This is a genomic window from Nostoc sp. UIC 10607 (assembly GCF_047228265.1).
GTDB classification, from domain to species: Bacteria; Cyanobacteriota; Cyanobacteriia; order Cyanobacteriales; family Nostocaceae; genus Nostoc; species Nostoc foliaceum_A.
This window is the reverse complement of record NZ_JBIQNW010000009.1, coordinates 13,536-35,836: the sequence shown is the minus strand read 5'-3', so window position 1 is coordinate 35,836 and position 22,301 is coordinate 13,536. Positions and strand designations below refer to the sequence as shown.

The 22,301-nt window shown below is 42.4% G+C and carries 20 protein-coding genes; 5 read left to right on the top strand and 15 right to left on the bottom strand.

Annotated elements, in window-relative coordinates; genetic code table 11:
* Nucleotides 1–280: 280 nt before the first annotated feature.
* Complete coding sequence (locus ACEYW6_RS10860) at nucleotides 281–1,579, top strand: cation:proton antiporter (protein WP_412979721.1); 1,299 nt, start codon at nucleotides 281–283, stop codon at nucleotides 1,577–1,579.
* 193 nt (nucleotides 1,580–1,772) lie between these two features.
* On the opposite strand, the gene ACEYW6_RS10855 is transcribed toward ACEYW6_RS10860, so the two are convergent.
* The 6 genes from ACEYW6_RS10855 to ACEYW6_RS10830 form a co-directional block, all read right to left on the bottom strand.
* The gene (locus tag ACEYW6_RS10855) at nucleotides 1,773–2,159 is read right to left on the bottom strand and encodes a hypothetical protein (RefSeq protein ID WP_412979720.1); all 387 of its coding nucleotides are present in this window, start codon (nucleotides 2,157–2,159) and stop codon (nucleotides 1,773–1,775) included.
* 435 nt (nucleotides 2,160–2,594) lie between these two features.
* Nucleotides 2,595–3,701: a saccharopine dehydrogenase family protein gene (locus ACEYW6_RS10850; protein ID WP_412979719.1), complete on the bottom strand. Its 1,107-nt coding sequence runs from the start codon at nucleotides 3,699–3,701 to the stop codon at nucleotides 2,595–2,597.
* A 152-nt stretch (nucleotides 3,702–3,853) separates the two neighbouring features.
* A complete protein-coding gene (crtD, locus tag ACEYW6_RS10845; RefSeq protein ID WP_412979718.1) occupies nucleotides 3,854–5,368 on the bottom strand; it encodes a C-3',4' desaturase CrtD in 1,515 nt (504 codons plus the stop codon).
* A 354-nt stretch (nucleotides 5,369–5,722) separates the two neighbouring features.
* Nucleotides 5,723–6,151 carry a DUF2358 domain-containing protein gene (locus ACEYW6_RS10840; protein WP_196509711.1) on the bottom strand — a complete coding sequence of 143 codons (429 nt, stop codon included), beginning with the start codon at nucleotides 6,149–6,151 and terminating at the stop codon, nucleotides 5,723–5,725.
* 12 nt (nucleotides 6,152–6,163) lie between these two features.
* Nucleotides 6,164–7,315 (bottom strand): glycoside hydrolase family 10 protein, encoded by a 1,152-nt coding sequence (locus ACEYW6_RS10835; protein ID WP_412979717.1) that lies wholly within the window; start codon nucleotides 7,313–7,315, stop codon nucleotides 6,164–6,166.
* Nucleotides 7,316–7,348: 33 nt separating this feature from the next.
* The gene (locus tag ACEYW6_RS10830) at nucleotides 7,349–8,167 is read right to left on the bottom strand and encodes a DUF1206 domain-containing protein (RefSeq protein WP_412979716.1); all 819 of its coding nucleotides are present in this window, start codon (nucleotides 8,165–8,167) and stop codon (nucleotides 7,349–7,351) included.
* Nucleotides 8,168–8,374: 207 nt separating this feature from the next.
* Here ACEYW6_RS10830 and ACEYW6_RS10825 point away from each other — a divergent pair, with 207 nt between their 5' ends.
* Together ACEYW6_RS10825 and ACEYW6_RS10820 are read left to right on the top strand one after the other, a co-directional pair.
* Nucleotides 8,375–9,238, top strand: coding sequence for an alpha/beta fold hydrolase (locus tag ACEYW6_RS10825; RefSeq protein ID WP_412979715.1), 864 nt, complete (start codon nucleotides 8,375–8,377; stop codon nucleotides 9,236–9,238).
* A gap of 291 nt (nucleotides 9,239–9,529) precedes the next feature.
* On the top strand, nucleotides 9,530–9,985 hold the full coding sequence (locus ACEYW6_RS10820) for a pentapeptide repeat-containing protein (protein ID WP_190889598.1): 456 nt from the start codon (nucleotides 9,530–9,532) through the stop codon (nucleotides 9,983–9,985).
* Between the two features lie 216 nt (nucleotides 9,986–10,201).
* On the opposite strand, the gene ACEYW6_RS10815 is transcribed toward ACEYW6_RS10820, so the two are convergent.
* Both ACEYW6_RS10815 and ACEYW6_RS10810 read right to left on the bottom strand, forming a co-directional pair.
* On the bottom strand, nucleotides 10,202–11,068 hold the full coding sequence (locus ACEYW6_RS10815; protein ID WP_412979714.1) for a sulfite exporter TauE/SafE family protein: 867 nt from the start codon (nucleotides 11,066–11,068) through the stop codon (nucleotides 10,202–10,204).
* 109 nt (nucleotides 11,069–11,177) lie between these two features.
* Nucleotides 11,178–13,289 carry a M3 family metallopeptidase gene (locus ACEYW6_RS10810; protein WP_412979713.1) on the bottom strand — a complete coding sequence of 704 codons (2,112 nt, stop codon included), beginning with the start codon at nucleotides 13,287–13,289 and terminating at the stop codon, nucleotides 11,178–11,180.
* Nucleotides 13,290–13,845: 556 nt separating this feature from the next.
* Between ACEYW6_RS10810 and ACEYW6_RS10805 the strand changes: the two genes are divergently transcribed.
* Entirely contained in the window at nucleotides 13,846–14,802 is a 957-nt protein-coding gene (locus ACEYW6_RS10805; RefSeq protein ID WP_412979712.1) for a hypothetical protein, read from the top strand.
* Nucleotides 14,803–14,905: 103 nt separating this feature from the next.
* Here the strand turns inward: ACEYW6_RS10805 and ACEYW6_RS10800 are convergent, their stop codons facing one another.
* Nucleotides 14,906–16,726, bottom strand: coding sequence for an ABC transporter ATP-binding protein (locus tag ACEYW6_RS10800; RefSeq protein WP_196509719.1), 1,821 nt, complete (start codon nucleotides 16,724–16,726; stop codon nucleotides 14,906–14,908).
* 88 nt (nucleotides 16,727–16,814) lie between these two features.
* Entirely contained in the window at nucleotides 16,815–17,615 is an 801-nt protein-coding gene (locus tag ACEYW6_RS10795) for a DUF6816 family protein (protein WP_412979711.1), read from the bottom strand.
* Nucleotides 17,616–17,918: 303 nt separating this feature from the next.
* Here ACEYW6_RS10795 and ACEYW6_RS10790 point away from each other — a divergent pair, with 303 nt between their 5' ends.
* On the top strand, nucleotides 17,919–18,257 hold the full coding sequence (locus ACEYW6_RS10790) for a carbon dioxide-concentrating mechanism protein CcmK (protein ID WP_412979710.1): 339 nt from the start codon (nucleotides 17,919–17,921) through the stop codon (nucleotides 18,255–18,257).
* 5 nt (nucleotides 18,258–18,262) lie between these two features.
* Here the strand turns inward: ACEYW6_RS10790 and ACEYW6_RS10785 are convergent, their stop codons facing one another.
* The 5 genes from ACEYW6_RS10785 to ffh form a co-directional block, all read right to left on the bottom strand.
* Nucleotides 18,263–18,667, bottom strand: coding sequence for a ChuX/HutX family heme-like substrate-binding protein (locus ACEYW6_RS10785; protein WP_412979709.1), 405 nt, complete (start codon nucleotides 18,665–18,667; stop codon nucleotides 18,263–18,265).
* A 41-nt stretch (nucleotides 18,668–18,708) separates the two neighbouring features.
* Nucleotides 18,709–19,662, bottom strand: a complete 954-nt coding sequence (locus ACEYW6_RS10780) for a PhoH family protein (RefSeq protein WP_190889615.1) — start codon at nucleotides 19,660–19,662, stop codon at nucleotides 18,709–18,711.
* Between the two features lie 257 nt (nucleotides 19,663–19,919).
* Nucleotides 19,920–20,354 (bottom strand): KH domain-containing protein, encoded by a 435-nt coding sequence (locus tag ACEYW6_RS10775; RefSeq protein ID WP_190889616.1) that lies wholly within the window; start codon nucleotides 20,352–20,354, stop codon nucleotides 19,920–19,922.
* Nucleotides 20,317–20,577, bottom strand: a complete 261-nt coding sequence (rpsP, locus tag ACEYW6_RS10770; RefSeq protein WP_012409382.1) for a 30S ribosomal protein S16 — start codon at nucleotides 20,575–20,577, stop codon at nucleotides 20,317–20,319. The genes ACEYW6_RS10775 and rpsP overlap by 38 nt, the downstream gene beginning before the upstream one ends.
* 120 nt (nucleotides 20,578–20,697) lie before the next feature.
* On the bottom strand, nucleotides 20,698–22,164 hold the full coding sequence (gene ffh, locus ACEYW6_RS10765) for a signal recognition particle protein (protein WP_412979708.1): 1,467 nt from the start codon (nucleotides 22,162–22,164) through the stop codon (nucleotides 20,698–20,700).
* Nucleotides 22,165–22,301: the final 137 nt, after the last annotated feature.

Genomic DNA, 22,301 nt, shown 5'->3' with positions numbered 1-22,301 from the left:
TAATCAAACCGCTTCGTAAAGTCATTTCGTTCTACTTATATACCAACTTATATACCAACAACTCTTTATCAAAGCGCGATGCCGTTCACGGAGCATCTCGTAGAGAAGGCGGGAAAAGCCAACGCCACATTTATTTATTCCCTTATTCTCAATCAAATTTGGTAGCGGGTGTGAATTCCAAATTTACAATTCAAGAAAATCTGTCCATAGGTAATTTCTAACATCAAGCTATTGCAACTAAGCTTACAAAGTAACGCCTAATTTTTATATAAATCGCTATATGGTAGATATCTATATTATTGAGCTATTTGTGATTGGTCTGCTTCTGCTAATGGTCACATTAGGGTCAGGTTGGATTTCTCGCTTACCTCTTTCTTTTGCTATTATCTATCTACTAGTTGGTATTTTACTAGGCCCTTACGGCTTAGGGCTGATTCAATTACGTCGAGATGAAGTTTTTAATGCCGAACTGCTGGAGAGAATCACAGAACTTGTAGTAATTATTTCTGTATTTAGCTGTGGTTTAAAAATTGTTCGCCCTCTACAATTGGGGGTTTGGGGTATTACGGCACGATTAATTGTATTTCTGATGCCAATGTCAATTTTTGCTTTAGCTGCTGTAGGTAAATTATTTTTAGGGATGAATTGGGGAGAAGCAATTTTATTAGGAGCAATTCTCGCACCTACCGATCCAGTATTAGCATCAGAAGTACAACTGACCGATACAAATGACCAAGATGAGTTGAGATTTGGTTTAACTTCTGAAGGTGGGTTAAACGATGCTTTAGCTTTTCCCTTCGTTTACTTTGGCATTCATGCATTAGAAGATGATAACTGGGGTAATTGGTTTAAAGAGTGGATTGCGGTTGATTTAATTTGGGCGATCGCAGCCGGCATTGTTATGGGAATTGTCGTTGCCAAATCTATAGTTTGGATTGAAAAAAGAATTCAAAAACGTCGTCCTGCTGATGAGTTAATGGAAGATTTTATTGCTATCAGCACAATTCTACTGACTTATTCTTTAACAGAAATGGTTAATGGCTATGGATTTTTGGCAGTATTTGTTGCTGGGTTAGTTATCCAACGCAGTTACAGAAATCCTGAAAAACCGCTAGCGCAATTGGAATTTGTTGAGCAAGTTGAAAAGCTGCTGGAAGTTGGAACAATTCTACTATTAGGTTCAATATTATTATTGCAACCAATGCTCAACTATGCTATGCAATCTTTATTAGTAGTAATTTTATTATTATTCGTAATCAGACCTGTAGGAGTTTGGATTAGCACAATAGGTAAACGCCCTCTCAACTCACACCGCCGAACCTTTCATCCAGGAACTCGCTGGTTATTTGGATGGTTTGGTATTCGTGGTGTCGGCTCTTTATATTATCTTGCCTATGCGTTTGGTCATGGATTAAAAGGAGAAGCCGCTGAACAAATTGCTTGGATAACTTACACTACTATTGTAGTTTCTGTGATTATACATGGAATTAGTGCAACTCCATTAATGAAGTGGTATGAGCGCAATCTTACTAATCAGAGAAAAGCTACTCCTCCCGCCACAATAGATGAATTTGAGTAAAATTAATTTTTGTTGTAGTGTTATGGCTAAACTGGAATACACCATCAAAAATTTAAGGTGTGTTCCGCTTTAGCAATAACACACCCTACAATTTAATTTTCTAAACCTGACTCAAAACCGGAGAGAGGTTTTGAGTTTTATTCTCCTTATATTGTTGGGAAGGAGTTAGGTTTAAGGTTAAGGTTTATATTTCCTATTTACCTGTCACCTTTTCAATAACTTCTTTGGCTTTTTCACCAAAACTTTCTGGGGGATTTTGTTCTTGTTCAGCCTTCAAATTCCTTTCGTAAGTTTTCTCTAGAGTATTAAGATTTTCTGAATCTTTTATTGCTTGCTCATAAGCTTCTTGTCGTTTTTCTTCTTGAACGCCAACACCTGGATCATATTCGTTAGCACGATTGATTTTTTCTTCAGAATTTGGTTTATACTCTGGGGGTATTAGCTTTAATTCTTCAAGAGTAGTTGCATAACTAGCCTGCTGAACGAAAATGAATGAACCTGACAAGCTGATGGAAACCATCAAGCAAACAACTAAAATTGAACGTAACGCTTGTTTTAAAGTTAATAGAATTTTTTGCATTGAAAAATCCTCCTACTCCTAGTTTTATTTTATGAGCCTCATTCATGTATAAATACATGCAATATTTAAGGCTCACAGGCATCCTAAGTTTTTAAGTACAGTTTTTACTTCTATCGCAAGGTATAATAATTTTTACCTATAGTTCAGTTAATGCTATAGCAATCCTAAATAAGTTGTGAAAATCGAGAGACTAAGATCCCCGACTTCTCAAAGAAGTCGGGGATCTTATTGTTTACGAATGATTTAGGACTGCTATATCTAAATCTTTTATAGTGATTCTCATTTGAAAGAAGTACACAGTTAGGGACACAGCATTGCCGTGTCCCTACGAGTATCTGTGGCTAATTATGTTAGGTGGTGTAGAAACAAAACACGATTTCAAATGTGGTAAATTATTAGCCATTGATCTTGTGTGCTTAACCCAAGCGTATTAACCTATAACCAAGTGTGATTAATTTTAATTCCTCGGCTTTGAATTACATCTTCAAATAATTTTGTTGGTAGTGCTTCTTCAACAGCAAAAACACCTGGTTTCTGGAGTTTACCTTCTAGCAATAACTGGGCAATACTACCTGTACCACAACCAGAAGCCGCCGCTGTATTTTCATGCACTATAGTTGAGCAATAAACTGCTGTTTCACCATTTTTTTGCCCTGTAACTTCGGAACGAACTGCTACACCAATTCCACTAAAATTATTAGTAACATCTGTCATGGAATGGCTGACATGAGACAGAAATTCAATCATGTAACGGCGTTGCATTAACCACTTTGGAAAAACGTGTGCTGCAATCCAAGTTAAATGATTGTAAAAATCGGGAACAGAGCCAAACTTAGTAATTACAGTTTTTACTGATGGGAAAGCTTTGGGCAGCGTAAAGGTTTCTGGCATATCAAACCAGTAAACTCCGCTGAGTCCATAGGGAGGTGGAAACTCAACTAATTCTCTTTCACTATAAGGCTTAATTAACTCCCATTTTCCATCTATCCAAGTCTCAAAGGGATACTGTAACCCCAGAAAAGTTGTCCGCATCACTGTAATGCCAGCACCACCAGAACCAGAAACCAAATAACTTAAATGGATCTTTTCTGGTTTATCAAATTGTTCAACACCTTGACGTACCATGCTGTTAGAAATACCAGGAAAAATGCCAGTATTAATAATTGCAGTTACACCAGCAGCAGCAGCTTGTTCATGATAATTCAGAGCTTTGCTGGTATAAGAACGATGGTCACTGACATCTACATAATTAACGCCTTGAGAAATACAGGTTTCGAGAACATTAGTATCTCGATAATGAAATGGGCCAGCACAATGAATGACTAAATTAGAGTTTGCGATCGCATCTCGCAACTTGTCAACTTCTGCCAAGTCCAATACCAAAAACTGCACCTGTCCTCCCGAAGACAAGCTAACAGCCTTCCCAAACTCCGCAGAACGTCCAGTAATTGTAATTTTAGCCTGCGTATGGGTAGCAAGATCCTGAGCAACACTGCTACCAATCCGCCCCCGTCCACCAAGAATTAAAACGCTGTCTGTCATTACTCCAGATTAGCAACACTAACCTTATTTCATCAGTTTTCCATCCTATTTGTCATCGGTTACAAGTATGATTTATACCATTTCACGAAATTTCTGCTTTTATTGTTGTAAGCAAGTTAGTAGTAAAGACTAAAAAATAACTTGACAATGTACTACATTTGCGCATCAATTTGCCTGACTACTGTTAACGCCGAATAACTCACCCCAGCAGTACCTTCCCCTGGATGGGTGGAGTCACCAACTAACCACAGATGCTGGATGGGTGTACGGTTGGCGAACCCGAAGGGGCCAAAGGTCGGAATCCTTTGACCTATGCCACCGACTATACCGCGATCGCGGGCTGTGAAATGGGCAAAGGTGCGGGGTGTTGCGGCTTCTTGATAAATAATCGTTTCTGGTTTGAGATAGAAGTATTGGGCAAGACGAGCGATCCCTTCTTGGGTAAACTTTTCTTTTAGTCCTTCATAATCTTCAGTCTGCCACCACTGTGCAGGATCGACAAATGAAGAAGCGATAATTGTTGCTTTCCCCTCCGGTGCGCGACCGTCTCCAGGATGACTGACGGAAACAAACAGGGAATTATTTTCGCCAATGGGGCCATTGACATCGTACAGAAATTGGAGGTGGGGAGGGCATTCAGGCGGAATCGCGCTGGCATCTACACCCAAATAAACCACAAATGCACCCGATGCTTGGGGCAGTTTTTCCACCCGGTTTTTATATCCAGATGGCGCTTGTTCTCCCAACAGCTGCACCAAGTTTTGTACGGTGACATTGCTAACGATGTGGTCGGCGGCTTCTGTCCAGACTTCGCCGGTTTTCTGATTTCTAATGACTACAGCAGTAGCTTTGCCGTTTTCTACTTTGATTTCTTCAACAGTGTGGCGCATCAACAATTTGCCGCCATCTCTTTCTAAGGATTGTACCAAGCGATCGCTTAATACTTGCATACTTCCTTGGAGGTGAAACAATCCTTGGGGCAGTTGGGATACACTCAACGCTGTGGCGGCATAAAGTAATGCTGTCTGTTCTGCATCCACCTGGGAGTATAGCTTCAGTTGCAAATCTAAAAAAGTTCTCAGTCTTTGGTCATTTCCTAGTCCACATAACCGTAAAGCATCTCCTACCGTAAACAAAGTGAAGGGTACGGTAATTAATGTACTGGGACGCACCGCTTGCGTTAGCTGCCACAAATCCCATAAATTACGTGGTGGTAGCACAGGATCACGTCCTTGAAATTCCCAACTGGCATCAAACAAAGTTGCCATCAACTGCCAGAACGGTTCGCTACCGGGAAACTGTTTTTGTCGTTCCTCTTGCCATTTCTCTTGGTCGCGCCAAACATTAATCGGTGTGCTTTCCCCAGGTAAATATACCGCACAAGCAGGATCACAAGGCGTTGCTTCCGGTAAATCAATTTTCAATTCTGAGAAAATGCGGTGATGAATTCCCCCTGGTTCCAACCCCGCCACCTGAGTTGCGCCCACATCAAAGGTAAATCCCTGCCGTTTAAACGTCGAAGCACAGCCTCCTGGTACGAGGGCCTGATCCAAAATTAAGACGCTGTAACCTCTATGAGCTAATAATGCTCCAGCAGTCAGTCCACCTATTCCGGCACCGATAACAACAACACGAGAGTTACTTTTGTCAAGAGAAATGCTGGACATTGATTAGTTTATTTAAAATTCTTCATATTTCTACTCATAATTTTACCTTAATCTCAAAGCTAAATGGGATGCGATCGCAGATAGCTGTGCGCTCCTACCGTGTATTTTTGCCGTTCGCCTAAAGCTTGTAGAAAGTCTCCAGGTTGGAAACCAGGAAAAACACGACAACGTAGAATTCGCTATTCGATAGTCAAAAAAAGTACAACTAAGCCCAGCAACAATTAACGAAAATCTTCTTATACCAATTTAATATGAAGTTGTATAGAAAAGAGCTTCTAAAATAAATTTATAAGAGGAAACAGAAATTACCTGCTTAATTATTCTTCGTCTCAAGAATGAATATGTAACAGCTAATTAGCTCTCTCTTCCCCTTTGCCAAAACTGCCGTAAAATCTCCCCAGGTTTACGATCCCAAGTGTCTATATGCTCGTATATCAAGTTATCTTGATTTAGTTTATACGTTGAATAGCCATTAAAAAGCAAACCTGCTTTCCAAGGAACGCGTAACACTCCTCGCACTGTCCACTTTGCTAAAATAGTGTCTTCGGCTGACTGAGATACTTCATGCACATCAAAGTAGATATTGGTAAAAAATAGCCTAGCGTGAAATCGCAAAGTCCAAAATATAATGCGATAATTAAATTTGTATTTAAATGTATTTACCGGATCTTTAAAGTAGATATCCTGTGTATAAATATCATAGGAGATATCTTTTTCAAAAAGTGTTGGTAAATCCTCTTTTAAAGTCTTAATTACCTGTTCCACCGATAATTGAGATTCCACGCGCATTTTTCCTTAAAAAATCTTTTTTAACAACCTTTCCACTCCTCGCCAAATAGAAGATGTCCTCTTGTTATCTACACCACCCGCACTCAAATCTGACAGAGTGGGAAATGATGCAGACTTAGCATAAGGGCCATTTCGCAAAACTTTCGCTAGGGTATTGTTATTCTCGCGCAAACCTTCGTAAAAAAAGAATACCTCTCCTTGAATGCCAAGTTGGCGATTGTATTCAATTGCCTGCACCAGATATTCTGGACTAATGCAATAAGAACCAAGCTTCATCAGTATTCCCGGTGCTAACTTCGGCAGTGTCCCATCTGTGAACTGCTGGTTTATTAGTTTATCAGCGATCGCTTGATAACTCCTAAAATCACGGCGATAAATCTGCGGCTGAATCATATCAACTATTCCCCGGTTCAGCCATGTGGGGGAGTCTTGCAGATATTCCTGGAATGCCCAATCATAAATATTAGGTGCGATCGCTACTAGCAAATTAGGATTAACTGCTTTCACCTCCCCGTAGAGACGCGCCAAAAAGTCAGTCAGAATATCTGCACGCCATTGTAACCATTGCCTATCTTTGGGATTCTCTGGTGGATTGCGATCGAATTCCTGGCGATAGCGGGTGATAGTTAGCTCGTCATAGCCACCTTCACAGGGGAATGCTGGCAAGCGATCGTCTCCTTGAACACCATCCACATCATAATTATTTACAACTTCCAGCACCAAGTTCAAGAAGAATTCCTGCACCTCTAAGTCGAGTGCATTCAACCACTCAAAGCCGTTTTTCTTCAGTAAGTTGCCGTTACAGTCACGCGCAGCCCATTCCGGTTTTTTCTGTAAAAGTACACCACCATTCAAATTGTAGGAACTGGCAAAACCGTATTCAAACCAAGGAATTACTTTTAACCCAACTCGCCGCGCCTCCACCACCACTTCTTCTAAAGGGTCACGACCTACAGACATCGGGTCAATTTCGACTCCAAAAGTCTGCTGCATTGTTTGACTAGGATATAAAGTTACTGCCTTGTTCCAAACAACGGGAAACACCACATTAAATCCTGTCTCGGCCAGGAAATTCATCGCCTCAGCAATACGTTCCTTTGACCTGAGAACTTTACTATCAGTAGTGGTCAGCCAGATACCACGGGTTTCTATTGCCATTTCTATAAATTGAAATTCTCGGCACTGCACCATCTAAACATTGACTAGCCGACGATAACGCGCCTGTATTATTGTGTAAATGGCATAGGCAACCAAACCTAACGCCACAATACCTAAAAGCCATGCTCCATAAGGCTGTTGTGCTAGAGTCTGTAATACTTGATCCAAACCTTGTGCGGTAGCGGCGTTCGATTGCCTTGCAGCTTCGATTAAAAACCAGCCGATAATACAAAAGACTATACCCCGTGCCGCTAAACCAAATCTGGAAATCCTCATTACCCATTGGGCTTCTTTGTTGCTTAACTCAGTTAAATTGAGTTCTTTACGAAATTTGGCACTAAAGGCTTGATAAAACTGATAGAAACCTAAAGCAATTATCAACACTCCCACAGTTCCAACTAGCCATTGACCAAAGGGTTGAGAAAGCAAACGTGCCGTCCAATCTTCAGTAGAATCACTACTATTTTTAGCGCTGCCTGTACCCATAACGATTTGCACTGCACTTAAGGCTAAACTTGCATAAATCAAGCCATTAACTGCGTAACCAATTCGTACTGCCAAACCTTTGGCATCGTTACCTTTATTTTCTGGGTCTTTAATTGCCTGTACAAAACGCCAGATTACGTATCCAATCAATCCAATTGCAACTAAAGCCAGCAAAAATTTACCAAATGGCTGGTTGACGATTGTTTGGAGAGCGCCTTGGGTATCAGTTGTTCTACCACCCGTGCCAAAAGCTGCCTGTGCTGCCAGTAGTCCAACTATACCGTAAACTACTCCCTTAGAAACATAGCCAAATCGTCCCAGTCGCTCAACCCACAATGAAGCATGGTTTGCCAACTGTTGTGTCATGGTAGTTGTGGAGAATTATTATATCTACCTTTTACCAAAATTTACCCACGATTCACATCTACCCCAGGGAAAATAGTCTAATATTTTTGCAAAAAGTCTCTATCGTAATACTGTCTTTTAATAGATGTGAGGCTGCTCAAAAAATATTACAGTTATTAAGCACAGTATTATTATTTAGTATTTTTTAATGCTGAGTTTGGATTAATTATGTCTGTAATCGAAAGTTCTTGGAAACACGAATATATAACTACCAATGGGGTAAAACTACACTACGTTACCCAAGGTGAAGGGCCATTAATGTTGATGTTGCATGGGTTTCCTGAGTTTTGGTACTCTTGGCGGCATCAAATACCAGAATTTGCCCAAAATTTTAAAGTTGTCGCCATTGACTTGCGTGGTTACAACGATAGCGATAAACCAAATGATCAATCAGCTTATGTAATGGATGAGTTTATCAAAGATGTTGAAGGAGTAATTAAAGGATTAGGATACCAAAAATGTGTTTTAGTCGGACATGATTGGGGAGGTGCGATCGCTTGGAATTTTGCCTATGCTCACCCCGAAATGCTAGAGCGATTAATTATCCTTAACCTGCCTCATCCTGCCAAATTTGCCCAAGGCTTACGTACTCCCCAACAGTTGCTACGTAGCAACTACATATTCCTATTTCAACTACCGTGGATACCAGAATTACTTTTACAATCTTCCGACTACCAAGCAATTGAAACAGCTTTTAAAGGTACAGCAGTTAACAAGAGTGCTTTCACCAAAGTAGATATTGACGCATATAAAGATGCTGCTGCAAAACGCGGTGCCCTCACAGCAATGTTGAACTATTACCGCAATATTTTTCAGCAGAGAATGCTAAATCCCAATTGGGGCATTCTGGAAGTGCCAACACTAATGATTTGGGGAGAAAATGACACTGCACTTGGTAAGGAACTAACCTACGACACCGCAGCGTATGTTAGGGACTTTCAAATCAAGTACATTCCCCATTGCGGCCATTGGGTGCAGCAAGAACAGCCTGAGTTGGTCAATCAGTACATGCGAGAATTTCTGACGGCTTAATCTAACAGTATTTATTAAAAAGTATAAATACTTATCAAAGTAGCCAAATTATGGCGAGTAGTGCAAGCTTTTAAAAAGATTTAATAGTGATTTAACACTGGCAGTTTTTTGGGGATTGTCAAGTAAAAATCGCCAAAAATCAGAATTAACGGCATTTATTAGATTACCGTTATCCCTGTCTCATATCACAACTAACTTGTTAGTAAATAGATTGACCTTATGAAGTTTAATGAGATAATAGAGTTGTGAGGGACAGAACGGACGCAACTTGATTATTTAAGGGGGAAAATTATGAAACTCCAGCTATTAGCGGCCATGGCCTTAGCAACTCCCCTATTTTTCACTAGCTCGGTTAAAGCCGAGAATCCGCAGGATTTACAAAAGCTGCTTTCAACTGGGGAATGTATCCAGTGCAATCTAGCGGGAGCTAACCTCAGTGGCGCTCATTTAATTGGTGCTGACTTGAGAGGCTCGAAGCTCCAAGGAGCCAACCTTGTAGGGGCTAACCTCGAAGGTGCTGACTTAACTGGTGCAAACTTGGCAGGTGCTAACCTAACATCAGCTTATGTAGCTAATGTGAATTTGAAGCAAACCAATCTCAACGGGGTAAATTTTACTCGCGCTATGATTCACGATTCTAATGTGTATAAAGCATCAATGAATGATCTCAATCTCACTGATGCCGAAATATTTAACACTGGAATCGGGATTGGTGGAGAAGATGCCGAGATTCCCGATTGGGACTAGGCTGAACTGAGTAGGCAGGTTAAAATAAACACAACATCAGAGAAACTGGTTTTTTGCCGGTATTATCCTTAAAATCTGTCTATACAAAAATAAAAAATGAAACCCCTCTGCTTTGTAATGACTTTACGATGACGAAAGCAGAGGGGGTTTTTTATTGGGGCTGAATCGAATATCTGGGTAAAAAAGGGCGATTTAGGCTGCAAAGTTCTGCTATGTCTAGCTTTCAGGCTTTTCATCAGAGGACTTGGCTTTGTGAAAGACCCGAAACGCGGAGATATTTAAGATTACCCCTAGTGTAATCTTGAGTACCGATGCTGGAAAAATGCCAACAAGCATTCCTCCAATGATGGCTCCAATCACCGAACCAACTCCCATAGGCGCTATGGTATTGCTCAAGGCTGTACGATCTACAAATGCACCTCGATTAGCATATTTAATAACCCCTACCAGTACAGTTGGTAAGCTAACTAGAAGACTGGCTGTACCTGCTGTCTTAATATCTGCACCAAAAGCGAAAACAAGTGTTGGGATAATCACTTCACCCCCAGCAACCCCAAGTAGACTGCTTACCAGCCCAATTGCTAGTCCAAATAAGATACCTGCTGAAATGCGCCAACTTAAAGCAGGGGGTAGAAGGGCTGGTATTTGTTGAGGTAGAAAACCCTCGATTATCAAGGCAATACCAATGATTACCAATAGCACCAAGATGATTCGCTCAAGCTGTTCGTTTGAGAGCTTTCCCGCCATCGCCACCCCAAATAAAGCAGTGGTAACCGCTCCGGCAATCAAGGAGAAGATTACAGGTAGCAATGGAATAACGGGGCTGAAGGAAAGCGTACTGCCCCGGATTACCAAGGATGCAGCAATCGTAATCAAGCTAACAGCCAAGTTCAAAGGCACAGCCTGCCGTACTGAATAGCCCAATGTTCCAGCCAGGACTGGCAGGCGAAACTCTGCGCCTCCCAAGCCAATCAGCCCTCCTAACAGCCCAATTGGCACGGCATAAAGAAAGGATAATCGGAAACGACGCACTTCCAAGCTTGTAGTTGTAGGCTCCGGCGCAGACGAGTTATTCTTTTTCATCAATTTTCTGCTTAGGTCTTTTCCTCGTTAAACTACTCGTGGTTGCCTGTTTGCAAAGAGTTGATGCGAGTAGGGACGTTGCAATGCAACGTCCCTAAAGAAGTGTTATTTAATTTACAGCAGCACTAACTAAACCATTGTGCCTGAGCAAAGCGATCGTACTTGGTTCACGACCCCGGAAAGTTTTAAACACCTCCATAGGATGCTGACCACCACCAAGCGCCAGCACCGTATCCCGATAACGCCGACCTGTAGCTTTTATAGCTTCCTCATCTTCTAGCCCAGCTTCTTCAAAAGCGGCAAAAGCATCAGCGCTCAGTACTTCAGCCCATTTGTAACTGTAGTAACCTGCTGCATAACCACCCTCAAAAATATGTCCAAAAGCACATAAAATTGAATCTTCTGGAAGTGGTGGCAAAACAGTAGTAGTCTTGGCTATGCGATGACGCACATCTGACGGGGTTTCATCACTACCAGGGCGATAGCGGTAGTGTAGTTCTAAATCAAGACTGCTCAGGTGGATTTGCCGCAACATGGCAGTACCACTCATATAATTACGCGCTGCTAGCAGCTTTTGATAATAATGCTCCGGTAGGGCTTCACCAGTTTCGTAATGCTTCGCCATTCCAAACAAAGTGGGTCGCTCATAGCACCAGTTTTCCATAAACTGACTAGGTAGTTCCACTGCATCCCACTCCACATTATTGATGCCTGCCGCTCCGGGATAATCAACCTTGGTGAGCAGATGGTGCAATCCATGACCAAACTCGTGGAACAAAGTCTCTACTTCATAGAAAGTCATCAAACTAGGTTTACCATCTACGGGAGGACTTTGATTACACACTAAATAAGCTACAGGTAAGCGGATGGCAGCGACACCATTTTCAGTGATTTTGGCCCGATTGATGCACACATCCATCCAAGCACCACCGCGTTTCTCGGCTGGACGGCTGTAAGGGTCTAAGTAGAAGTAAGCTATGGCAGAACCAGTTTCGTCAGCAATTTGGAAATAACGGACATCCTCATGCCATACTGGCGCTTGACCATCGGCAGAGGTGACAGTAACGCCAAACAGCCGCTTGACTAGTCCAAATAAGCCATCTAACACTTGGGGAAGAGGGAAGTAGGGACGCAATTCTTCAGCGGTAAAGGCAAATTTTGCTTCTCGTTGGCGTTCTGCCCAAAAGCTGATATCCCAGTGTTTTAAATCCTCAGCTTCTGCTGCTCCCTGTGCTGCTGCAAAAGCTTTGAGTTCTTCCAAGTCTTTGACAGCAGCATCATAACTAGCGCGGCGTAGTTCTTCTAATAGGGCGTTGACTGCCTCAACGTTGGGAGCCATTTTACTAGCGAGGCTCAATTGGGCAAAACTTTTAAAGCCTAGTATATCTGCGAGTTCTTGGCGCAACTTCAAAATGCGCTCAATTAAGGGGTTGTTATCCAAATCGCCACCAGAAGCGCGGGTGATATGAGCTTTGTAGAGCTTTTCACGCAAATCTCGACGGGTGCTGTGTTGCATGAAAGGGCCATAGCTGGGGAAGTCCAAAGTAATCCGCCAGGGGCCATTTTCTGGCGTGGCATTGCTTTCGCCAGCTGCACGAGCACCTTGGGCTGCTAAACTCAGTAAGCTTGGTGGTAAACCGTCAATTTCCGCTTGTGTTGTTAGGGTTAAGCTGAAGGCTTTAGTGGCATCAAGTACATGGTTAGAGAATTTGGTAGAAAGTTCTGCTAACTCCATTTGTATAGCGTTGAAACGTTCTCTTGACTCCCCTTCTAAGCCAACACCAGAAAGTTCTGCATCTCGAATGGCGGCTTCTACAATGCGCTGTTGGGCTAATTCTAAAGTTGCCCAACCATCACTGGTACGGAGTGCCTTAAAAGCATTGTAGATGGGTTGGCTTTGACCGAGCTTATTGATAAATTGTACTACTAGTGGCTGTACGATTTCATGAGCTTCGCGCAGTTCTGGGCTATTTTTAACACCCATTAAATGATTTACCACCCCCCAACTCCAGGTAAGCCGTTCTGTCAGCTTTTCTAAGGGTTCTACTAAACCACTCCAAGTAGGCTCTACACTAGCCTCTAAGGTGGTAAGCTGCTGATCAAGTTCTGCCAACAACTGATTAAAGGCTGGTACTACTCGTTCTGGTTTAATCTCTGCAAAGGGAGGTAAACTAGTGCCTTGGAGTAAGGGATTGTCGGAAATAATGGTACTTGCACTCATGGTTTTGTATGAACTGCGAACGAATAAAAATCAATAATGATTTTTATTTATATATCTTCTAATGTAGCGATCGCTGTGCTCAATAATCTTGCCATTCTGACAAAAAGGTAAAAAAAGCAAGAATTACTCAGAAAATTATCCTGATACAGCTATTCTGTTTGGTTTGTGAACAATATCTGGCGGCGTGACAGTTCCAGAAATATCAGCGAAAGTCTTCGTATACATTTGCGATCGCCTATGGTGGGTGCTTCACACCATCACAGAATGCATTTACTTACCTCAACCTGACTAAAGGCGATCGCTAAAAGACATCATCATGTACTATGTCAAACAGGTAGCTCGTCCGCCAGCATGGGGATTACCCTGAAAGCGCAGTTTAATCTCAAGAAGCCCACGCTTTCAAGGCGTGAGAGTGTCCAATTAACTTAGCGTGATCGAGCGTCCTTGCCGAACCGAAAAAGTAGGCTGTATATTTATGATTTTATTTGGCAACTCATCTTTTTACTCGTAAAATCGAAGACAAGATCAAGGTCAGTAGAAAAGAGTCCCTAAATTAATGAATACGTTAATCAGTCAGGATGGAAGAGCTATCACTAAATTTCAGATGGTAGACCGGATAAATGATATTGTTTGGCAAGCTCACCAAGGTAGCGTTGCTGCGATTATTCAGCTATTGAATGAAAAGCTAGCCAAGTCTGGTGTCAGAACTAGAGCCATTTTTTCTGATGGTGTCTTACAACTTCTGTGTGAGGCGGCTAGGGTAGAGCAACTTGAGCAATCTCCCCTCGTAGAACAAATCCAGCAAATTCTTGATTCCATCGCCCCGCGTCACATTCGCCGAGTCAATATCAACAGTCGGATTGTTCGGGAACAACAATTACTTTGGTTAAAAGAAATAGATAGCGATCGCGAAAATCAATTGCTTTGGTCACAGGAAATTACATTAATTCAGCCTAATATTGTCAAGCAACTCATTAAAGATTTTACAGAAGCTCAAGCTGAACTAGGAAAACCAAGTTTTCCTAAAACTCCAGTTTCTCGTCCTTTAGTACTTATTAATCAAGAAAAACACAAAAATAAGCCTAAAACCAAGATATTAGCAGCGGCTGGTTTATGTTCACTGTTGTTGCTTAGTTGGGTTGTTTATGCCCAGTTAGGTAATAAAGTGAAAAACCTAATGCAACTAGAAACTTCTAAATCTTTAACTACAGAAAATACTAAAGAGAAGAAAGCCCAAACACTATCCCGTGCTCCTAACAATAGCCTTTCTGAAGTATCTGATGACCCATTTGCAATATCTGTGAGAATTGCCAACCAAGCTTCTGCATCTGGTAAAACAGCCACAACCTCAACTCAGTGGTTAGAGATCGCCGCTAAGTGGCAACGGGCTTCAGATTTAATGGGCACGGTGCCACAAAACCACAGCCGTTATCAGGAAGCTAAGATTCGTACTCAACTATATAAGAAATACAGTGAGGCGGCACAGAATGAAGCCGATAAGAGTAAATCTTAGATTTTTATTATTGAAAAAAAATCGACCTTATTAACAATAAGACCGATTTAATCAAGCGGATTAATTCGTAGGGCCAATCTAAAATCCAAAATATATATGTCCCCTAATTCAGGAGTTCTCCTGTTTCTTGCAGGGAGTGCAAGCGGCGGTAAATGCCCTCATGACGCAAGAGTTCATCGTGGCTACCCACTTCTACAATCTTTCCTTGCTCCAGAACCACAATTTTATCGGCTTCTCGCACTGTGCTTAAACGATGGGCAATCACGATGGTTGTACAAGTGCCCTGAATCGATCGCATTGCTAGCTGAATTGAACGTTCAGACTCATAATCTAAACTAGAGGTGGCTTCGTCAAAAATCAGCACGTCTGGTTCCACTAGCAACGCCCTAGCAATTCCTAACCGTTGTCTTTGTCCTCCAGATAACCTGACACCTCGTTCCCCGACGACGGTATAATAACCTTTTGGTAAATGCTGCACGACTTCATCAACTCTGGCAATTCTACAGGCTTCCTGAACCTGCTCCAAACTAGCATTCGGCCTGCCGTAGGTGAGGTTATCTAATATGGTACCGTTGAAAACGTCTACTTCTTGGTGAACGATCGCTAATCGCCGTCTATACTTACCCACATCCAAAGTCCGAATATCTTGACCATCAATGAGAATTTGACCTTCTTGAGGTTCAAAATATCGCAACAGCAATTTCACTAAAGTAGACTTACCAGAACCGGAACGCCCCACTAATGCCACTGTTTGGTATGGCTCAATCAACAAGTTAATATCTTGCAAAACTTGACGCTTGGCATCATATCCAAAACTGAGGTGCGACAACTCAACTTTTCCAGTAAATTTATAAGGTGATTCTGTCTGGTTGTTCTCTTCTAAAAGGCTAGCTGAATCAGATGCCGTAGGCTCTTGCAGAAATTCGTGAAACCGCAGCATGGAAGAATAACGACGGGCAAAAACTTCTGCCAAGCTACTAATAGGTTCTAATTCGGCATATGCCATGCTAGAAAGAGTTAAGGTCATGACAAAGTGACCGAGAGAAATTCTCCCATTTACTGTTGCTGCTAGAGTCAAACCCAGTATTGTAAACACACAAAACTGAATTACAGTTCTTTGCCAAGTACCCAGTATCGTATAACCTTTGTGAATGCGATAATCAAGTACCGTTAGTTCACGATCTAAACGTTGCTTTTGCCGTTTCAGTTCCCTTCCTTCTGTAGCAAATGCTTTCACCGTTTTGATATTAGTGATCAATTCGGAAGTGCGGCTTTCGGTGTCTTCTCCATATTTATCCAGACGACTTTCATACCCAATTAGCTTTTGTAAATTCTTCAAGCTGAAGCTGAGAATAATTACAAAGGAAATTAGATATAAAATTGCAATCCGCCACTCAATGAACAAGATAAACACAAAAATCCCCAATACACGAGCCAGTTTAGGAATCAACTGTCCGGCGATTTCGGGATACACCCAAGTGTGGTTAGCAACACCTCTAGCTACTCTTCCGGCAATCCGTCCAGGGTTATTTTCATCATAAAATTCTAGTGGGAGAGTGAGAACTTTAGCGATCGCTGTTTCGTTGTTATCTCGACGCGATCTGAAAGCTATATCCCAATGAAACCAATTGGTTAACCAGGGTTGTGTTGGCGCTTTCACTACGGTGACAACGAATATTAAACCCAGTAACACGCCTAAAGATAGAGCTTTATTAACTGGGTAATTGGTGATGTCAGAAAAAGTTGCGATCGCACTTTGAAGTGGTTTATCCAAAGGTTGATCAGACAAAACGTTTAAAATCTGCCCGATCGCGTAAGGTACAACTAAATCAATAACTTCGTAAATGCTAGATGCTGTAATACTGAAAACACTCAGCTTCCAGTAAGAGCGAAAGTAATTGACAATATCTCGAAATTTTGCCATGATGCACACCGTCCAAGAGCGCGATCGTAAACTTGGAATTTATATACTACATGCGTATTACAAAGTAGTCAAGAGCTATAGATTTAAATCACTCCTTTGGAGTAGTAGGTATTTGTGTGGGGACAAATTCTAGGCGATAGCGATAGAGAGCAACTGGTCGAGAACCAGCTTTAAAGTAATCTGGATCTTGTGGTGAAAGATAGACAGCAGTAACTTGATCTGCCTCAATTGCCGGATTGGCTGTTGGAAGTTTATGATAAGCAGTGGTAGATTCTACAGAGTTTAAATAGGGGCGTGAACCGCCTTTGAATATTTGTTGAAACAGTTCTGTAGTGATGAATATGTCATCAGGGGTAGTTTCTGTACCCCGTGCAGTCACAATGGAAACTAGTTGGCGACTGCTACGCAAAAATGTAATCTGACGATTAGGTGAATCTGGATCTACTTTGACTAATAATACTGCTTCATCCCCTAAATAAGCCCTTGCCAAATTCAAGCTATTAAACGCTCTATCTGCTACTAAAAATGAGGATTTGCTATCTATCTTAGGTAATATATTTAACCCAGAAACATGTGGTTGCTCTTTCACAAATCTTACTACAAAACTCACAGGCTGATTTAATTGTCGGCGATTACCTTCAAAACCTGGAGTTACTATATCTGGTGCCAAAGGCGCAGCCAAATCTACCAACGTACTTGTAACTTGCCAAGAACCAGCCATCCATTCCGGGTAAACTAAATCACCCGAAGCGGGTTGCACTGAAGTTAATTTTTCCCATTGGGGAAAATTTGCTAACCGTTCAGACAACTCTCCTGCAAGAGCTTCACCATCCCACAGGAAGAATAAAAGCAGCAAGCAAAAACTCCAAATTCCCTTCATTGTAAGCATTAGTAGTTTTATATTTAACGTTTATTATTTATCGATAAAAAATTAAGTAAGTTTGTGTAAAAAATTAAAAGTTTGTAGTAATCGCTTACTAACAGCTAATCATAGAGTTTTATTTTTATTTGTATAGTTCACTTTAGTCGCACCATTTTACTTAATCTATGGGATAATGATACACTTAATTTATTGCGTATTATCCTGCTAGCTATTCACTTACAGAATATCGTTTATTCATTAATTTAACATCACAAGAAATCAATGTAGTTAAAGTTACTTAACCCTACAATCCTAAATTATGGTGACAGCATGACATTGGCACTAGGCATGATTGAAGTTTATGGCGTTCCCACAGCAGTAGAAGTGGGAGATGCGATGTGTAAAGCTGCCCGTGTCACTCTTGTTGGTTATGAAAATACTGATTTGGGACGAATTACCGTGTTAATTCGGGGGGTTATAGGTGAGGTGAATGTGGCGGTGACAGCAGGACTAAAGGCGGTGCTCCTAGTTAACGGTGGCGAGGTGCTTTCTTCTCATATTATTCCTCGCCCCCACGAAAATTTAGAATATGTTTTACCGATTCATCACAGCGTTAATATGGAGCAGTTCAGTGCAGATATCCGATTTCCTCCACCCTTATCAGTTTAGCTGTATTAAATTTCTGCTGGTAAAGGTTGCCAAAGATCCCCATATTTTTCTCGTAGAAACTGCCAAGCTTCCACCTGCCCTGGTTCATATTCTCCCGGTTTACCCCATTGCAAAAATAGGCTTAAAGCAGGCTCCTGTTTATCATCTAAAAACCGAATAGCATAGGTTGTAAAGTTACCCCTCTTCGCTTCACCAGTTTCAAATTTCACCTGAGTAATTTTGTCCATATTCAAGTGAAACTCAAAGCCTTCGGTGTGCATATTCGCATACTTACCTTTGGGCAATTCTGCATAAAATAACTTTTCTACTTTGCCTCGTGCTTCTAATACAGCAGCGCTGCTAGTCACAATTAAACGCAAGGTTCCCAAAGTCTCGCAAGCTGTTAAAAATTCTTTCAAAGTAGTACTCATAAATTGTTATCCTTGTTAGTTTTTTGACTAATGACTAATCCCTATTTTTCGTATTGTTCATAAGCAGCGACAATGCGCTGAACTAGAGGATGGCGTACAACATCTTTTTGGGAAAATTCACAAAAGGCAATGCCTTCAACGTGTTTTAAAATTTGTAAAGCCACTCCTAAACCTGATTGTTGGTAAAGCGGCAAATCTGTTTGTGTCATGTCGCCTGTAATCACCATCCGAGAACGGAAGCCCAAACGAGTCAAAACCATTTTCATCTGAGCGGGTGTAGTATTTTGAGCTTCATCCACAATTACAAAGGCGTTATTGAGGGTACGTCCCCGCATATAGGCGAGTGGTGCGACTTCAATCACACCGCGTTCCATTAAACTGGGTACTTTTTCTGGATCGATGAATTCATAAATAGCATCATAAAGTGGGCGAAGATAGGGATTAACTTTCTGCTGTAAGTCTCCTGGCAAAAAACCGAGTTTTTCACCGGCTTCGACCGCAGGGCGAGTTAAAATTAGCTTTTCAAACTGGTTGGCAAGGAGTGCTTGCACGGCGACAACAACAGCGAGATAAGTCTTGCCGGTACCAGCTGGCCCAATGCCAAAAGTGAGGTCACGCCTACGGAGTGCGTCGATATATTGACGCTGGCGGAAGGTTTTGGCACGGACTTCTTCGCCCCGGCGACTTTTAGCAAGGACATCTCGTTGTAAATCTTGCAGTTCTCCTTGCCGATCGCTATCTATGGCTTGACGAGCTGTTAAAATATCGGCACTGGAAATAGTATTGCCTTTAATCCAGAGGTCTTCAAGCGATCGCACTAATCTAGAAGCCAGATCAATTTGCCCTTCAGTACCAGAAATTAGTAATTCCTGCCCACGTAGCACTAAGGTGGCTCCTGTTTGGCGAGATAGGATTTTAAGATTTTCTTCTCCATCTCCCGCAAGAGCGATCGCACTGGGAATATTGGGCAGCTGAATTGTTAAGGCACCTGCCATAGTATTTCTTAATTGGTGAGGATCTGTTTTTGACAAAGGTTAATGTTTTCTCGCCAAGGGCGAAATTACGCTTTTATTACTTACATTTTGAAAAAATATTTGCAATAAAAGAATCGGTTGTAGGGGCGTACAGCGGTACGCCCCTATCGGTGAAGAGTCCAAAAAAAGATCCAAAAATCCTTTTGCTACTTTCCATCTTTACAAAAATTCTGAGCGGAGGTAACTACAACCGCTCAGACTTGCTCTCTACTTTTAACCTAGCGGAGACGGGGTTTAACAATGGGTTTAGGCCCATCATTTCCACGCGGTTCTCTCCTAGTCGGCGGTGGCGATCGTTCTTCTGTCTCTTCATCAAAAGACATACCTTCGCGGCCCGGAGTGGTGCTGCCGTAGATATCCAGGTATATTGATTGTCCAGCTGCGGCTGCGGCTGCGGCAATTACTGTACGAATCGCCTGAATATTGCGTCCCCCTCGACCAAAAACTTTCCCTTTATCTGTGCTTTCAAAAGCGATACGAACCCAAACCCGGTTAAGGGCCTGAGAAATTTCACAATCGACGCTTAAAGTCTCTGGAGATTCCAAAAACGGCTGCACCAAAAACCGAACCAGCCCAACATAGTTGGGACTAGCTGTTGGGAATTTTGTTCCGAAATTATGATGCGGCTGTTGCACTGACCTGTTCAAAAACATTAGCTTTTACTAGAATGCGACGGACGGTGTCAGTGGGTTGAGCGCCTTGTTGTAGTCGCTTGACGATACCGGGAACGTCTAATCGCACTTCATCGGTTCTGGGGTTATAAAATCCCAACTCTTCTAGGGGACGGCCATCGCGGCGAGCGAGGTTGTTAATGGCGACAATGCGGTAACTTGCTTCCCGCTTTTTACCGAATCGCTTCAAGCGCAGTTTGATCATGGTTGAAGAATCATTCTCCTAATTGGTAAGTATGCCGAAATGCTAATTTTAGCACTCGTCTAGCATTTGGTGCTATTAGTCATTAGTCATTAGTCATTAGCAATGCCCCATGCCCAAGAACTAAAGATTGCCAAAGCCTTTTTTCTTTTTATCTTTAGGTTTTTTCTTTTTCGTGGCTGGGGCACCACCATCGTAACCCCGCCATCCGGGGGCTGGGGGACGATTGCCTGCGCCTGCGAAGGCGTTGCCCATACCGCCACCGCCAAACATTCCCGGCATTCCAGGGAAGCCACCTTGACCCATTTGCTGCATGAGCGATCGCATTTTTTGGAAATCACCCACCAGTTTAGTCACATCTGACTCTCTATAGCCGGAGCCAGCAGCAATCCGCCGCCGCCGACTGGGAGAACTGGCTAATAAATCGGGGTCGTGACGTTCTTGGCGAGTCATGGAGTTAATCATCGCCTCACAGCGTTTTAGCTGGGTTTCTCCCTGCTTAAGCTGATCGTCTGAGAGCTTGTTCATCCCTGGGATCATTTTGATGAAGCCTCCCAGAGATCCCATATTCTTCAGCATCCGCAACTGCTTGAGAAAGTCAGTAAAGTCAAACTTCGCTGACAGGATTTTCTCCTGCATTTTCTCAGCATCGGCTAAATCAAACTCTTCTTGGGCTTTTTCTACCAGGGTCAGCACATCGCCCATTCCCAGAATCCGCGATGCCATGCGATCGGGATAAAACGGTTGCAGTGCCTCGACTTTCTCACCCACGCCCACAAATTTAATCGGCGCTCCCGAAATCTTTCGCACTGACAGCGCTGCACCGCCACGGCTATCACCATCCAACTTGGTGAGAATGGCCCCAGTAATTCCTATCTGCTCATGGAATGTGCGGGTAAGATTAGCTGCCTCTTGACCGGTCATCGCATCCACCACCAACAGAGTTTCATGGGGTTGGACAGTTGCTTTGATGCGGGCTAACTCCGCCATCATATCTTCGTCAATTTGCAGACGACCGGCAGTATCAATAATTACTGTGTTTACACCTTCTGCCCTAGCGCGTTCTACACCTTGCCTTGCAATTTCTACGGGATCTGCATCGCTTCCTAGTTCAAATACTGGTACGTCAATTTGCTTACCCAACGTCAGTAACTGGTCGATCGCTGCTGGGCGATATACGTCTGTCGCCACCAACAAACAGCTACGATCTAATTTTCTCAGATGTAAGGCTAACTTAGCGGTAGCTGTGGTTTTACCAGTACCTTGCAACCCAGCCATCAACACAATAGTAGGCTGTTCCTGGGCTTCTGCTATGGGAACATTTTCTTCTCCCATCACCTGCACCAGTTCATCGTGAACAATTTTGATGAACTGTTGGTCAGGTCGCACGCCGGTAATCACCTCGGCTCCCTGTGCCTTGGCTTCGACTTCGCTAATAAAATCTTTGACTACCTGGAGATTGACATCTGCCTCCAACAAGGCGCGGCGCACTTCGCGCAAAGCATCTTGAATGTTGGATTGAGAAATTTTGTCCTGTCCCCGCAGTTTTTTCCAGGCGGCTTCTAAACGGTCAGATAAAGCATCAAACATAATGTAATTACAGGTAGTTCGCCAATGGGAAATTTTGAACCGCCGATGAATGCGATTCCGAATTTCCGCTAAAATTTAAACGTGCTATTTACCAGCTTAGTATTTTTCACCGCGACTGTAGCAACCAAATACCTACC